The following is a 15,409-nucleotide window of genomic DNA, read 5'->3' as shown; positions in this document are numbered from 1 at the left end:
TTATTCCGGTATTTTGTTAAAAAAATAGGCTGCAACAGCTCCAAATGAGACTGGAATCAGCCATGCAGAGAGCAAAGCCGGTAAAATCCCTGAATATCCCAAAGATATTGCCATGGCAAAGAAAATCCAGTATATCAGGCTTATGGCGATAGAAAGCCCCACATTAATTATGTTACCTCCCATCTTAAACCGTGCTGAGATGGCTAAACCCAGAAGCACCATAACCATGCACGTAAACGGATACGAGAGCTTTGCATTTAAGTCAACCAGCACCCGCTGGTTGTTATAACCGGCGGCTTTCAGCCTAAGATTGTATCTGTAGAGGTCTAAAAAGTGCATTTCATCAGAAATCATGACGCTATCGTCATAGATGTTAGTGGTTTTGAAATTTTCAAAATGTAAATCTTTGACTTTTGAAGCACTCATTGTACGGAGGTCATATTTTAACGCATCATCCATAACCCACATGTTATCTTTGAAGTAGCAGCGTTTGGATTTTATTATTTCAACCAGCTTACCGCCATTAGTTACAAACACGCTGACATCATTTAGAGATTTATCCTCCGGCTGATATAAAGCGGCATTAATTATCATATCCTTTTTTTCCATAAACCAGACATCCTCTGTTTTATAAATCAAACGTTGTTTTTTATTTTTAATTTTAAAAAGCAGGTTGTTGGCATAAAAATTAAATTTAGCTGCAATAAGCTCATCAACGGCAAAATCAACAAAAGAAACAAGCAGAGCCAACACAATAACAGGCAGAAACAGCCTCTTTAACCTTCCCCCGGAGGCTTTAACAGCAACGAGTTCACCTAACTTAGACGCCTGGCCAAAGACGATAAGCACAGCCATCAGAACAGCCATAGGGAGCAGATATTTTAAGTACCTTGGCAGTACATAAACCCAGTACAGGGCAAAATCGTTGAAGCCGGGCGAAAACTTGACAAGCTTATCAAGTTTATCAATAACCTCAAACATGGCAATCAAAAAGGAAAGTGCAAGCGAGACTATAAAAATAACCGAGACGGTCTCCTTAACATATTGCCGGATGAGGATTTTCATCGTCTGAGGGCCCTGATAAAGAAGACAGAAGTGAAAATCAGGAGGGCTGTAAGAGGGAGCCATCCGCTTACATAGTGTGGGAGTTTGCCGGTGCGGGCAAGTTTCTCAAAATAAATCAGGCTGCTGTAATACAGCAGAAATACCACCATGGCAAGGCTTAGCTCACCTAGTCTGCCGGTTTTTTTGGAAAGGAACGCAATTGATGGGGCAAGTGCGCTAAGAATAAGCACAATCAGAGGCAGTGCCAGTCTTCTGTGAAACTCTAAAAAAACCTGGACTCTTTCCTCACCCTTAGTCTCCTTAGCTCTCTTTAGAACCTCAAACGGGGTCAGTTCGCTTATCTGGGAGTTGACCTGAGGGGTCATAGTCAGTATCATATTGTAGTTAGCAAAGGTTATTTTTGTTATATCAGTCTCATCAGTAATATACACTTCTCCCTCTTTAAGATTAAACCCTATTTTAGTGCCTGCGTAAACCGATATCTTTCCCTCTTTAGCAAAAATTGTGCAGGGACGGGTGGGGTCTCTCTTATCGTAGATAAAAATCTCGTTAAGTGTGTCTTCAGACGGTTTCTTTTTTACCAGTATAACAACGTCTTTAAAGAGCGAATAGAAATTTCCCTCTCTGATAGCTCTTGGGGATTTTGTGGTAATCAGTTCTGTGATTTTTGTGCGAAGCTCTTTAGCTGTTTCAGGCCCCAGATAAAAGCTGTTAAAGAGGCTTAAAAGAAAACACAGGATACCGAAAGCAAACACTGGTCTTGAAATAGAAACAAAGGACATCCCTGAGGTGCGTAAAATTGTAAGCTCGTTGTCAGACTTAAGCCTCCCGTAGGTAAACAATACTGCTGCCATTAGAGACATAGGGATAGTCAGCAAAAACAGTTGCGGTTGAATCAACACTATAATGCCGGCAAAATCCATCAAAGTTGCTCCCACTCCGGACAGCAGCATACTGAACTTCAGTATCCTCTCCATCATTAGAACCAGATTAAACGCAAGAAGGCTTAACACAAAGTTGTTAAAAATCTCTTTAACTATGTATTTTTCTATGAGTTTGACTTTGAATTCCACAAGTATGATATATTAGCAAAATTTGACTAAAAAAAACGTGACTTTGTCGTAATGTGAATTAACAGTCAAATGAAATTGACACAAAGCCGTAAAATAAGTTAGTCTTTTCCGATGAGTAAAAAACTCTTATTAATAGAGCCGCCTTTTTACAGGCTGTACAAGGATACATACGCACTTGAGATATTTCCTCTTTCTCTTGGCTATCTTTCTGCCACAGTAAAACGTGATACCAACTGGGACGTTATGGCCTATAATGCCGATTTCAACCCAAATGCTGAAATCATGCAGGTCAGTTTTCTGGCTGGCACAGGCTACAGAAATTATTTAAATAACCTAAAAGACACTGAATACAACGTGTGGCAGGAGGTCAAAAAAACAATCTCCTCGTACCGCCCGGATGTGATAGGGATTACTACCAAAAGCCAGAACTTTGCCTCGGCACGCACAGTAGCTAAAATAGCTAAGGACATAAACCCTAAAACCGTGGTAATTGTCGGAGGGCCTCATCCCACAATGGTGGGGAAGGATGTGTTCAAGTGCCAGGATATTGATGCCATTGCTGTTGGCGAGGGAGAAGAGACACTGGTTGATTTTCTGAAAAAATTACAGTCCGGAGAAAGCCTTGACACGGTAAACGGACTAATGTACAGAAAAAACGGGATTATATCGGTGACTCCTCCCAGAGCATACATCCAGGACCTTGACACACTGCCGTTTCCACATCAAAGCGCTAAAGATGTACTTAAAGACTATGACAAGTATCAGCTGTCGGCATTTAAATCTATATTTGCCACACGGGGCTGTCCGAATAACTGTCTGTTTTGCGGCTCTCGCTACCTGTGGAGCACAAAGGTTAGATTTCGGAGCCCAGAAAACGTTGCTGCAGAAATCTCAGAACTCAGAAAACTTGGCCTTAACGTCATCAGATTTGATGACGACACATTCGGTGTCCAACGCAAGTACATATATGAGCTCACTGATGCCATCTCAGCCTGCTGCCCGGACATTAAGTGGGGCTGTGAAATCCATGTCAGGCTTATTGATGATGAAATCGTCTCCAGAATGAAAAAAGCCGGCTGCTTTGTTATTCAAATCGGAATAGAGTCCGGCAATAATGAAATGCTGAAAAAAATCCGGAAAAACATCACCATAGAAGATGCCTATAATGCCTCTAAGCTGATACGGTCGCATGGTATTGAAGTGCAGACATTTTTTATGATAGGTTTCCCGGATGAAACTGAAGAGACTCTGAAAGATACCATTACAGCAATAGAGACAATAGACAGCGATGCCGTCTCTTACAGCATATTCACACCGTATCCCGGCACTGAGCTGTTTACCACCTGTAAGGAGCGCGGCCTTGTGGACGATGACTTTGACGTCTCACTGTATAACCATCAGAGTCCCGCTAACCACTTTTGCTCTCACATATCACATGAGCGGTTTCGGGAACTGGCTCTTGCTGCTGAGAAGATGGTTGACAGACGGAATAATGTTAAGTTGATTAAAAAAGCGCTCTCTGTGGGCACTTTAAAAGCTGTGAAAGACATGGGTTTAAGAGCTGCTGCTTCAAAGGGGTTGTCATTTATCAGAAACTACCTTAACAACCGTTAGAAGGAGTGTCGGCAATTTTAAAAGACACATTCATAAAACGAATCGGTTTCAATGTGCTTACCATATCAGGGGGTGTGGTGGTTGTCTTTCTGACACTGGCGGCTATATTTGCTCCCCTTATATGTCCGTATAATCCTGAGGCGATTGACAGATACCACATCCTGTCTGCTCCGGATATGTCTCATCTTCTTGGCACTGACGATCTTGGCCGTGATGTGTTAAGCAGGATGCTCTATGGCGCCCGGATTTCACTTTCTGTGGGGTTTGTCTCTGTGGGATTAGCCACCTTAACTGGGATAGCGGCAGGTGCGGCAGCCGGATTTTATGGCTCTTTTGTTGACAGGGTAATAATGCGTTTTGTGGATATTATGCTTGCAATCCCTACGTTTTTTTTGATTTTAGCGGTAATTGCCTTTCTTGATTCAACTATATGGAATATAATGGCTGTGATAGGGTTAACGTCGTGGATGGGTGTGGCGCGGCTGGTGAGGGCGGAGTTTTTGTCGCTAAAGAGCCGGGAATTTGTTCTTTCTGCTAAGAGCATAGGAGCGTCTGACCTCAGACTGATAATTAAACACATGTTGCCCAATGCCCTTGCCCCTGTCATTGTCTCAGCGGTGCTTGGCATAGCAGGGGCCATTCTTGTTGAATCTGCCCTTAGCTTTCTTGGTATCGGCGTACAGCCTCCAACTCCAAGCTGGGGTAATATTCTCTCTGCCGGTAAGGATAACCTTGAAATAGCGTGGTGGCTTTCTGTGTTTCCGGGAATGGCTATTTTAATTACCGTTTTAGGATATAACCTGCTTGGCGAGGGTCTGCGTGATGTGCTTGACCCCAGACTGTGGGACGGTCAGAGGTAAATTGAGTAAGGGAAAGGGCTTTGCCCTCTCCCTTAAACCCTCTCCCACAAGGAGGCTAGCCTCCTTGACCTCAGGTTTTTTTATAGCGATTGGATGTTTTAGGATAATGTCTGGTTGGTGCTTGTTGATTTAGAATTTTTTAACCGGCGTTCTGCCGCTTAAAAAGTTTCAATTGCGAGTTTCACCCGCAAAAACAGATTCTATAAATCAATGTTAAACATTAACGAATTATCATTAACCACGCCTGATCCAAAACGGGCGCATGGAAATTTAAAAGCGTTTTTTAAGGAACATCCTCATGTAACAGAATCACTTTCCGATGAAGAGTTACTTAGTACTGCGATGGTCTTTAGTTACAGCCAGTTTCTTTCCGTGTATGCGCTAAAAGAGCCTGAGTCTTTGGTATTTTCTTTGAAAAATGCGGCATGTGATGTAACCAGAGAATATCTGCTGTCGGAGATGGCAGGATTTTTCCCTGACATGGAGATAAATGCAAGGCTTAGAAAATTTAAAAAATGGTATCTACTTTTGATAACGCTCCGCAATGTGACAAACAGAACCGGCACGATAGCCTCTATGAAAGAGTTAAGTGCACTGGCCGATGTGCTTACAGAGACTGCCTTAAAAGTGGTTAAAGAAAATCTGATAAAGCAGCATGGAGAGCCGGAGTCTGATGCGTTTTCAGTGCTTGCTTTGGGAAAACTTGGTGCAAATGAGCTTAATTATAGCTCCGATGTGGATTTTATCTGTGTCTATGGTACAGCCGATGGGTACACTGACGGTGTATTAAATATAAGCGGTATCAAGGCAAACCGGATCAGCAATCATGAGTTTTACAGTAAAGTCGTAGAAGGACTTAGTAAAGCCCTAAATCAAAACACGGCAGACGGGTTTGTATATCGTGTTGACTTGCGGCTGCGGCCACAAGGCAGCAGAGGGGCGCTTGCAATGTCACTGGGCGCATATGAGCAGTACTATGAGTCATGGGGCAGAGAGTGGGAGCGGCTGGCTCTTATCAGGGCAAGGCATGTTGCGGGGGATTTTGCTCTTAGCGCTGATTTTTTTGAAATGGCGCTTCCTTTTGTCTATCGAAAATACATTGATATACGCTCATTTGATGAAATTAAAAAACTCAAAAACAAGATTGACTTCACCTTTGACGAAAAAGACATAAAGAAAGGATATGGAGGCATCCGTGAAATAGAGTTCTTTACACAAGCGCTTCAACTTGTCTATGGCGGACAGTCTCCGATTTTAAGGGAAAGAGGACTTCTCGTTGCTCTTCATAAGTTGACTCAAAAAAACCTGATTGGATATGATGATTACTCAATTTTATGCAATAACTACCTGTATCTGAGAAAACTGGAGCATTGTATTCAGATGTTAGATGATCTTCAGTGCCATTCACTTCCAACCGATAGAGAGCAGCTTGAGGCTTTAGCACGGAAGATGGGATACGTTGGTACAAGAGAATTTCTGGACACACTCAAAAACAATAGGTATCAAGTGCGGCAGATTTACGATTCTCTGTTTGGGACAGCCCAAAAGGCTGTGTCAGATGAGGATTCTGCCACACAGACAGTATTTAACAAACACAAAGCCGGAAAACTTATTGATGAACTAACAGATATGCAAATCCAAAACCCGGAACATATAAACCACAGTATTGCTAAGATACGAGAGACGATGAGTTCCTTTCAAACGCTTCAAAGCAGAAAACTTCAGGACGCTATAATGCCGGTCTTTGCAGAGCTGTCGTTACAATCAGCCAATCCTGAGATGGCATTTAGCAATCTCAGGAGATTTTCAGAAATCCTTGTAGCAACACCGCCGTATCTTGAACTTTTTAATTCAAACCGGTGGCTAATTAATACTCTGGTAGAGATTTTTGCAGTGAGCCCGTATCTGACATCTATTGTAATTGGTGACAGAAAATATCTGGATATGCTTTCATCCGGCACGGAGTTAACAAAACCACTGTCGGTTATGGTTAGGGAGCTATCAGATATGGTTAAGAATACGAGTTCTGTGTCAGAGGCAGTGTCTGCATTTAAGAAAATGGAGGAGCTCCGTATTGGAATTATGTACATGCGAGGAAAGAAAACTCCCGGCAGTACACTTAAGGAACTTAGCCGGGTGGCTGATGCTGTAATGGGAGCAGTTGTAAGAAGCGCTGCGGCTGAGCTAAATCTATGTGTTGCAGGGTTTGGTAAATTTGGCGGCAGGGAACTAACCTTTGGCTCTGACTTAGACATCGTGTTTATAGCAGATGATGCTCAGGATGAACGGATAAATGCGGCATCTCAAAAAATCCTGCGCACACTTACAGCCTATACAAAAGAGGGTTACACTTACAAGGTTGACACAAGGCTGAGAGCAGAGGGTTCAAAGGGACAGCTTGTAAATACTATAAACGGCCTAAAGGACTACTACCTCAATAAGGCGCGTTTTTGGGAGTTACAAGCCCTTGTGAAGGCTCGTCCAATTACTGGAGACTCTAATTTAAGAAGAGAATTTCTAAACATGAAATGGGAGGTTATCCCTCTGCGAGGAGCAGTGATTAGTGCTGTTGAGATAATATCAATGCGGGAGAAAATCAGACGGGAGCTGTTAAAGCCCGATGAGGGGCTTAACATAAAACTTCACAGTGGCGGTATTGAGGACATTGAGTTTCTGAGCCAGTATCTTGTGCTTAAAAACTCATCTAAAGAGCCGTCAATTATAGTGCCGGGGACGGTTATGGCATTAAAAAGGTTAACCCGTCACGGTTTTTTATCTCATGTGGAAACAATAAAGCTAATAGGAAATTACCTTCTATACAGAGAGCTTGAGACGGTTTTGCGGTTGCGTGGCGAAAAAGCGCTTGGGGAAGACACAGCAGCACTGCAGGCAATTTCAGCTGTGCTGGGATTTGTGGATCTTTTGGATTTCAAAAATTCCTTAAATCGAGCGCTTCTTGAAACCTCTGAAATATGCAACAGATACATGGGAGGTTAAGAAGCGCAACTTGGGACTTAATGCCAGTCCTTTATTATAAGGATTAGATTATATACATTAACTATTAACCAATTCCTTAAATGCAGCTTCTTCTTTTATAGAGTTAAAATCTGTTTTATTATTTTTAGCCGCTTCTTTATTTTCTACATTATCAAAAGACATTTTCAATTCATCAAATACTGTTTGAATCATTTGTTTATATGCAGCACCATCTGAATCTTTTAATTTTTCAGCTTGAAGTGAGTAGAGACACGCTTTGTGAAAATGTGCATCAGCAATATTCCTCTTAAATTCTTCTTCTTTTTCAGGAAGTTCGGGTGATTTAGATTTGGCCTTATCAGCATCCATACTCTCTATAAACTTGTTGATAATATCTATAGCTTTTTCATAATTCTTAGCTTGTTTATATAAATTTACCAGTAAAAAATTCATAGATCTATCAATTTTAAGCGATTCGTCCGTTGATAAAACTGTTTCTACTTTGTTTATCGCAAGTGAAATATTAGTAGTTGTTGGTGAGCTTAAAGCGTGGTATCCGAAAGTGCGGGCATCTGAAACGTTAAGTTTAAAATGTAGTTTGTCTTTCTCTGATTTCAGTGTTTCCACATCTTTTATTGCGTCAACTTGTCTCTTTTCAACCTCTTCTATTCTTTTTAATAAAGCGTTGCTAATGGCAGGTAACAGACGATCACTGGCATAACCGCTAACTACAAAAAAACTCAGTAAAAACAACATATTTCCAGTAGTAAATATAGGTTCTTTGGGGAATCTACTTGTTACAAATAAAACCAATAAACCACCAAATGCACCTGCTGCCCCTATAAAACCTCTTACTAACAAATGAATTATGTACATTTTCCTACAAAGCTTTTTGTTGTCGTTAGTTATGACACATGTAGGAGAGTTGCCTTGGGAAACCTCCACACCGCCATTCCCTTTTTGCAAATAAAAACATGAAGGACGCTTATTATTACCAGCATTACTTACTAATTCCAGAAAAAAAGACGCTATTCCACCCATAACCCCACCAAAAAAAACCAGGAATACAATCTTAGCTACATCTCCTAAACCCACACACCTAAGCATAAACAAACATCCCAATGGAAAAAAATTTATATATAAAATCATTTAGATAACACATTTGTCAAGAGCTATTTTAAGCTGATATGTTATATCCTGAAAAGCTCTGTACGCTTGACTTAACAGGTTTATCTCATCTAAAATCAGACACAATAAACCTATGGATCTTCTGATTACAATTAGCTGGAGGTAGTGTAGCACTTGCTTTTTAACTCGTTGCAGTTTCTTGTGTTTTTCCCTGTTGTTACGCTTTTGTATTTCACTCTCCCTCAAAAATACAGAAATCTTATGCTTTTGGCGGCTAGCACAATATTTTATATGGCCTTTGTTCCGGCATACATATTCATACTTGCATCTCTTATCGCTATAGATTTCACCTGCGGGATACTTATAGAAAATTCACCTGTTCAGAAAAAAAGAAGATACCTTATACTAAGCATTGCCGCAACAAGCCTTATGCTGTTTGTATTTAAATATTTCAATTTTTTTGTTAATAACGTATCCTTTGTAACTCATCTGTTTCATGTTGACTGCTCACCTCCGCTTTTAAACATACTGCTGCCACTGGGGCTGTCTTTTCACACGTTTCAGTCATTAAGCTACATAATTGAGGTGTATAGAGGAAATCAAAAAGCTGAAAGGAATCTGCTTATATATGCTCTGTACGTGATGTTTTATCCACAACTGGTAGCAGGCCCAATTGAAAGACCTCAGAATCTCCTGAAACAATTCTATGAAAAGCACACAATAGACTATGTAAGAATCACCAATGGCCTCAAGTTAATGACTTATGGTTTATTTAAAAAAGTTGTTGTGGCTGACAGGCTTGCCGCATTTGTTGACAAAGCTTACCTGTCCCCTCAGCAATATGCCGGAGTGCCTATGATTATTGCCACGGTTTTTTTCGGGGTTCAAATATATTGTGATTTTTCAGGCTATACGGACATAGCGAGAGGCTCGGCAGAGGTAATGGGGTTCAGGCTTAAACACAATTTCAGGCAGCCTTATTTATCGGAATCAATATCTGATTTCTGGAAAAGGTGGCACATCTCACTTACAAGCTGGTTTAAGGACTATGTTTACGTACCTCTTGGAGGCAGCAAAGTGTCAGATATCAGACATTATTTTAATGTGTTTTTGGTATTTCTGGTAAGTGGGCTTTGGCACGGTGCTAACTGGAATTTTATTGTCTGGGGCGTCTTAAACGCTTTCTACTATATTTTTGCATCCCTTACTATTAATTTCAGAAAGAAAATTGTAACTCTCTCCGGTATTTATAAGGCAGAATTTTTTTATCGTTTGATAAGGGTTTTGACAACATTTTCTCTTATAACTTTTTCATGGATATTTTTCAGGGCTAAGAATATATCGGAGGCTTTTCTTATCATCAGGGGGCTTTTTGTTAACATACAAAACATTGTTGATAGCAGCTATTTAACAAGTGTTATCAATGAGATTGGTATTAGTGTAACCAATGTGGTTATTGCTGTGCTTTCTATAGTTTTTGTGACAGGAGTTGACATTGTGCAAAGACATCACGATATAAGAGAGCTGTTTTCAAAGCGGAAACCTGTCCTCAGATGGTCAGTGTATTACGCTGCTGTCTTAAGCATTGTTTTTCTCGGGGTTTTTACAAAACGGCATTTTATTTATTTCTCATTTTAGGCAGCTCAGTTTGGATTCAGATTTGAAGAGATTAATATTAAAAGGTTCATGGTTTATTTTTTCGTCAATTTTTCTATGTGCTCTGACTGTTTTTGTAATCACGTTTTATACTCCATTAGATGACAATGAACAGTTTTTTTCCTATTTAGATTTTTTGGAAAATGGATTTCCAGGATTAATTGAAAAAACTGAAGTCATCTGTTATTTCAAACCAATTTTTGATAAGACACTGGATCAGAGATTATCGCCGGAGTGCTTTGGCCTTGACAAACGGGGTTACCGAAACAGCACTGCTCTGCAAAAAGCTGACATTGTGGCAATAGGTGATTCTCAAACTTTTGGCTACAACGCATCCATTAATAAAACATGGCCGGCACAACTTGCAACTCTAACCGGACAAAGTGTCTATAACATGTCCGTTATGGCATACGGGCCTGTCCACTATCTGGTGTTAATGAATGAAGCGCTGAAACTTTCCCCTAAAACTATAGTAGTTGGAATCTATATGGGCAATAACATGTTAAGCGCCTTCAGGCTTGCATACAATAACGACCTGTACAAATTTTTACGCAAAAAAGAGTACATGGAAACTGGAAAAGATTATTTTGAAGATTTCTCTCATAGGTTTAATGATGTTGTTAAAAAGAGAGATAATTTTTTTATGTTTTATGAAAAAACGCATGTAATGGAATGGTTGAAAAGAAATCTTAACCCTTTAAAACTTTTTCTTACCATTGACCGCTTCAAAGGCAGCGCTTTTGACAGGGGTAAAAACTGGGCTATATCAGACCATAATGAAGGTGCATTTTACGAAAGCAAAACGCTGCGTACGGTGCTTCAGATAAAATCACGCCTGATGTCTATGGATACCGATAATGAATTAGTAGCAAGGGAGGGTCTCAGGATAACAAAAGATGCAATGAAATTGATGAAAGAAAAGGCACAAAAACATAGTGTTAAATTAATTTTCCTGTTAATTCCTACTAAGGAGCTGGTGTATGCCGATCTATGCAAAGTTGACAAAAGGCCGGATAATGATACGTATTTCAGACTGGTGAAAATGGAAACTACTATTACAGGCGATATTTTAGCTTTCTGCAAACAAAATGGCATTCAATGTGTAAACAGCTTCACAAAATTAAGAGAGAGCCTCAGTAAAGGCAATAAAATATACATTGAAAGTGTTGACGGACATCCATCTGAGGAGGGCTATGCAAACGTTGCTGAGACTTTACTGCCATATGTAAGGTGACGCGCCATAAACTAATTCCAATTCTAATTCAATCGTCTAACATTGTTGGCCTGCGTTTACTACTGAATTTAGTCCCTTTTCCTTGCTTTATTTTTTATTTTATCACATCAAAAAATATTCCTTGACATTAAAAAAAACAACGATTTATAATCTACAAGTTATTAGTAAAAGGAATGATGTTGGAGTATGAATTTGGAGGTTGATTGAGTTTTACGACGTTCCCGCTTGGTGGCATACATCCACCTGAGCGTAAAGAGTTGGCATCGGCGGTATCCATAGAAGTAATGCCCCAACCGCAGAGGGTTGTGATACCCCTAAGCCAGCACATAGGGGCACCGTGTAAGGCCTCCGTTGAAGTTGGGCAGGAGGTTAAAGCCGGAGAGGTAATTGGAACCCCTGAGGGTTTTGTTTCAGCACCGGTTCATGCCTCGATAACCGGTAAAGTTACCGCATTTACATCTGTGTTGATGCCAATTGGCCGGATGGTTCAAGCAGTTGTGGTAGAAAGAGCCGCAAACCGCCCTGATGAAGCGTGGCAGCCCGCCGAGGACGATAAGGATTACCTTAAGCGCTCGCCGGATGAGCTGAAAGGAAGAATAAAAGCAGCCGGTATCGTTGGAATGGGCGGTGCTACATTCCCAACGCACGTAAAAATAAGTCCGCCAAAAGAAAAACCCATTGATGCCGTCATTATTAACGGCGCCGAGTGTGAGCCGTATCTTACTGCCGATCACAGGGTCATGCTGGAGTACCCGGAGTCTGTCATAGAGGGTCTTAAGATTTTAATGGCAATCCTTGGCGTTACCAAAGGTTATGTAGGAATTGAATCTAACAAACCCGATGCCATCACTAAAATGCTTGAAGCGGCAAAGGGCTCAAACATAGAGGTACGGACTCTGCAAATTAAGTATCCGCAGGGTGCCGAGAAAATGCTCATTAAATCCATATTAAGCAGAGAGGTACCGGCTGGAGGGCTGCCGATGGATGTCGGCGTTGTTGTCCAGAATGTGGGAACAGCTAATGCCGTCTATGAAGCATGCAGATACGGTAAGCCATTGATTGAAAGGGTCGTGAGTGTTACTGGCGGAGGGATTAAGTCACCTAAGAATTTGAAAGTTAAGGTGGGTACTCCGGTTTCACAGTTGATAGAGACATGTGGCGGGCTTAAACCAACTGCTGGCAAGATTATATCTGGGGGACCTATGATGGGTTTTGCCTTTTACGACCTTAACACGCCGGTAATTAAGGGAACCTCTGGCATTGTCGTGCTTGAACAAAAGGATGCCACAGGGAGCGATAAATTTTATAACTGCATTCGCTGTGGCAGATGTGTTGATGCCTGCCCGATGGGGCTAATGCCTCTGATGTTAAGTCTGTTTTCGGAAAAAGGGCATTATGCTGACGCTAAGGACTATCACCTGTTCGATTGCTTTGAATGCGGCTCTTGTACGTATGTGTGCCCGGCTAAAAGACCAATAGTTCAGCAGATAAAACTTGCTAAGACACAGGTTAAACCTTAAAGATGGGAAAATTATAAGAAAGATAATGGAAGCTGGTAAAGAAAATAAATTAATAGTATCTGTGAGCCCTCACATTAAAAGTAGTGAGAGCGTCGATAAGATCATGTGGACGGTTACGGCAACACTTTTGCCGACATTTGTCATGGGTGTGTATTATTTTGGACCAAAGGCTGTTATTGTAACGCTCCTGTGTATAATCGGTTCACTACTGAGTGAGTATTTTGTCCAAAAACTTGCAGGTAAGGACATATCGTTAAAAGACGGCAGCGCAGTGCTGACAGGTCTCCTTTTAGGAATGAATATGCCCTCAACTCTGCCGTTTTACATACCGCTTCTGAGTTCCTTTGTTGCCGTTGCAATAACTAAGCAGTTGTTTGGAGGGCTTGGCTATAATGTTTTTAATCCGGCTCTTATGGGACGCGCTTTTGCGTTGATTACATGGCCGCGGGCAATGACCACATGGGCACAGCCGATAGCTAATTTTACTGGAATGGACGCTAAGACCACAGCCACTCCTCTGGGGATTCTTAAAGAGCAGGGGCTGGATAAACTATTAGAGGTATTTGGCAGCAAGATGCACCTGTATTCGGAGCTTTTATTAGGCCACAGGGCTGGGTCTCTCGGTGAGACCTCGGTGATAGCGATACTCATAGGTGCAGCGTTTTTACTCCTGAGAGGGTACATTACACTAAGAATACCGGCGGCTTTTTTAGCATCGGTAGCGGCAGGAGCCTGGGTGTTTGGCGGAAAACAGGGGATATTTACTGGTGACCCATTGGTGCATGTTCTTAGCGGAGGCCTTATGCTTGGCGCTTTTTATATGGCAACGGATTATGTCACCTGTCCAACCACTAAGAAGGGGCAAATGCTCTTTGGCGCTGGATGCGGTTTGCTTACTATTTTAATCAGGCTTAAGGCGGGATACCCGGAGGGTGTTATGTTTTCAATCCTAATTATGAATTGTTTCACTCCTCTTATTGACAGGGGTTTTCGTACAGAAGTATTCGGAGCAAAGAAGAAGGCTTAAAACATATGAATACAAAAGAAATAATAAAAATAACGATTAATCTACTGATAATCTACATAGTGGGCGGCGTCCTTCTTGCCGGAGTGTATGCCAAGACCTCGCCTCTGATATTTCAGGCAAATGAAAAAGAGAAAAAAGAAGCCCTCCAACGGATGATGCCTGAGGCCGATAAAATTGAGAAACTTGGCGATTGGCATCCGCATGAAAAACACGCTGAATACTTTGTAGCTAAAAAAGATGGAAAAGTGCTTGGCTACGTTGTTCAGGCATTTGGTAAAGGGTATTCAAGCTACATAAACATTTTGTTTTCAGTTGGAGAGGATTTCGTTATAAAAAATATGGACATACTTAAGCAAGCTGAAACACCAGGCCTTGGTGATGAGGTAAGTACTGAGTCGTTTAAGAAGCAATTTCCCGGTAAGAAATTAGATACATTAAAGGTAGTTAAAGAGGAAACCAAAGAATACGTACAGGCAATAACGGGAGCAACCATATCATCCAGGGCAGTAACAGAGGATGGGGTTAAAAAAGGCCTTGAGTTTTTGCAGGGAGCTCTCAAAGGAGACGGCGGTCATGGAGATGCAAAGCCAACAGAAGAGCACTAATTACTGGAGTCTGCTTTTAATCGGCGTTTTCAAAGAAAATGCCATATTCAGGCTTGCGATAAGCTTGTGCCCTGCAATAGCGGTTACGACGGGGTTAAAAACCGGTACGCTTATGGGCATAGCAGTTGTGTTTGTAACCGTAATGGTTAATATAACTGTCTCGGCTATCAGGGCGTTTATTCATCCTAAAATAAGAATACCGGTTTTTATGTTGATAATTTCAGGCTGGGTCACGGTGGCAGACCTTTCTATGGCAGCTTTTGCACGGGATGCTTACAAGCAGATGGGACTATACATACAGTTGATAGTTGCCTTTGCCTCGATTCTTACCAGGGCTGAGGTGTTTGCCAGCAAACGCAGTGTTGTACCGTCTTTTTTTGACGGTATAGGCAGTGGTGTTGGATTTATGTTTGCCTTGATTTGTATAAGTTTCTTCAGGGAACTCCTTGGCAAGGGGGCTCTTTGGGGAATTGATATAATCCATGCAAAACCGCTTTTAATAATGCTCCTGCCCACGGGCGGCTTTATAGCAACAGGTATTTTAATGGGATTTTTTAACTGGATAGATATTAGGTTCTATGGCGGAAAGGGAGCAGGGGGCGCTGGTGGTCATTAATTTTATTGAGACTTACAAAGGTTTCAGAAAGTGGA

Annotated in this window: 12 protein-coding genes; 9 read left to right on the top strand and 3 right to left on the bottom strand. The window is 41.4% G+C overall.

Features of this window, described 5'->3' with window-relative positions; translation table 11 throughout:
* Positions 1-1,065 carry an LptF/LptG family permease gene (locus HQK88_01145; GenBank protein MBF0615401.1) on the bottom strand — a complete coding sequence of 355 codons (1,065 nt, stop codon included), beginning with the start codon at positions 1,063-1,065 and terminating at the stop codon, positions 1-3.
* On the bottom strand, positions 1,062-2,138 hold the full coding sequence (locus HQK88_01140; protein MBF0615400.1) for an LptF/LptG family permease: 1,077 nt from the start codon (positions 2,136-2,138) through the stop codon (positions 1,062-1,064). The genes HQK88_01145 and HQK88_01140 overlap by 4 nt, the downstream gene beginning before the upstream one ends.
* Positions 2,139-2,249: 111 nt before the next feature.
* Between HQK88_01140 and HQK88_01135 the strand changes: the two genes are divergently transcribed.
* From HQK88_01135 to glnE, 3 genes are all read left to right on the top strand, one after another.
* Positions 2,250-3,752: a B12-binding domain-containing radical SAM protein gene (locus tag HQK88_01135; GenBank protein MBF0615399.1), complete on the top strand. Its 1,503-nt coding sequence runs from the start codon at positions 2,250-2,252 to the stop codon at positions 3,750-3,752.
* Between the two features lie 32 nt (positions 3,753-3,784).
* Positions 3,785-4,612 (top strand): ABC transporter permease, encoded by an 828-nt coding sequence (locus tag HQK88_01130; protein ID MBF0615398.1) that lies wholly within the window; start codon positions 3,785-3,787, stop codon positions 4,610-4,612.
* Positions 4,613-4,822: 210 nt separating this feature from the next.
* Positions 4,823-7,609 (top strand): bifunctional [glutamate--ammonia ligase]-adenylyl-L-tyrosine phosphorylase/[glutamate--ammonia-ligase] adenylyltransferase, encoded by a 2,787-nt coding sequence (glnE, locus tag HQK88_01125; protein MBF0615397.1) that lies wholly within the window; start codon positions 4,823-4,825, stop codon positions 7,607-7,609.
* A gap of 57 nt (positions 7,610-7,666) precedes the next feature.
* Here the strand turns inward: glnE and HQK88_01120 are convergent, their stop codons facing one another.
* Positions 7,667-8,695, bottom strand: coding sequence for a hypothetical protein (locus HQK88_01120; GenBank protein MBF0615396.1), 1,029 nt, complete (start codon positions 8,693-8,695; stop codon positions 7,667-7,669).
* 195 nt (positions 8,696-8,890) lie between these two features.
* Here HQK88_01120 and HQK88_01115 point away from each other — a divergent pair, with 195 nt between their 5' ends.
* From HQK88_01115 to rsxE, 6 genes are all read left to right on the top strand, one after another.
* Positions 8,891-10,354 (top strand): MBOAT family protein, encoded by a 1,464-nt coding sequence (locus HQK88_01115; GenBank protein MBF0615395.1) that lies wholly within the window; start codon positions 8,891-8,893, stop codon positions 10,352-10,354.
* Between the two features lie 22 nt (positions 10,355-10,376).
* Positions 10,377-11,606, top strand: coding sequence for a hypothetical protein (locus tag HQK88_01110; GenBank protein ID MBF0615394.1), 1,230 nt, complete (start codon positions 10,377-10,379; stop codon positions 11,604-11,606).
* Positions 11,607-11,809: 203 nt separating this feature from the next.
* Positions 11,810-13,126, top strand: a complete 1,317-nt coding sequence (gene rsxC / locus HQK88_01105) for an electron transport complex subunit RsxC (protein MBF0615393.1) — start codon at positions 11,810-11,812, stop codon at positions 13,124-13,126.
* A gap of 25 nt (positions 13,127-13,151) precedes the next feature.
* Positions 13,152-14,153, top strand: a complete 1,002-nt coding sequence (locus tag HQK88_01100; protein ID MBF0615392.1) for an RnfABCDGE type electron transport complex subunit D — start codon at positions 13,152-13,154, stop codon at positions 14,151-14,153.
* 5 nt (positions 14,154-14,158) lie between these two features.
* Positions 14,159-14,758 (top strand): FMN-binding protein, encoded by a 600-nt coding sequence (locus HQK88_01095; GenBank protein ID MBF0615391.1) that lies wholly within the window; start codon positions 14,159-14,161, stop codon positions 14,756-14,758.
* Positions 14,733-15,374: an electron transport complex subunit RsxE gene (gene rsxE / locus HQK88_01090; protein MBF0615390.1), complete on the top strand. Its 642-nt coding sequence runs from the start codon at positions 14,733-14,735 to the stop codon at positions 15,372-15,374. Before HQK88_01095 ends, rsxE begins: the two co-directional genes overlap by 26 nt.
* Positions 15,375-15,409 lie beyond the last annotated feature (35 nt).

Source organism: Nitrospirota bacterium (assembly GCA_015233895.1).
Taxonomy (GTDB): domain Bacteria; phylum Nitrospirota; class Thermodesulfovibrionia; order Thermodesulfovibrionales; family Magnetobacteriaceae; genus Magnetomonas.
The sequence above is the reverse complement of the archived record's forward strand: the minus strand, read 5'-3'. Positions and strand labels throughout refer to the sequence as shown.

Bases quoted from the DNA above. Each gene is read 5' to 3' on its own strand.
- HQK88_01145 (MBF0615401.1), bottom strand. From the start codon at position 1,065: ATGAAAATCCTCATCCGGCAATATGTTAAGGAGACCGTCTCGGTTATT.
- HQK88_01135 (MBF0615399.1), top strand. From the start codon at position 2,250: ATGAGTAAAAAACTCTTATTAATAGAGCCGCCTTTTTACAGGCTGTAC.
- glnE (MBF0615397.1), top strand. From the start codon at position 4,823: ATGTTAAACATTAACGAATTATCATTAACCACGCCTGATCCAAAACGG.
- HQK88_01120 (MBF0615396.1), bottom strand. From the start codon at position 8,695: ATGCTTAGGTGTGTGGGTTTAGGAGATGTAGCTAAGATTGTATTCCTG.
- HQK88_01100 (MBF0615392.1), top strand. From the start codon at position 13,152: ATGGAAGCTGGTAAAGAAAATAAATTAATAGTATCTGTGAGCCCTCAC.
- HQK88_01095 (MBF0615391.1), top strand. From the start codon at position 14,159: ATGAATACAAAAGAAATAATAAAAATAACGATTAATCTACTGATAATC.
- rsxE (MBF0615390.1), top strand. From the start codon at position 14,733: ATGCAAAGCCAACAGAAGAGCACTAATTACTGGAGTCTGCTTTTAATC.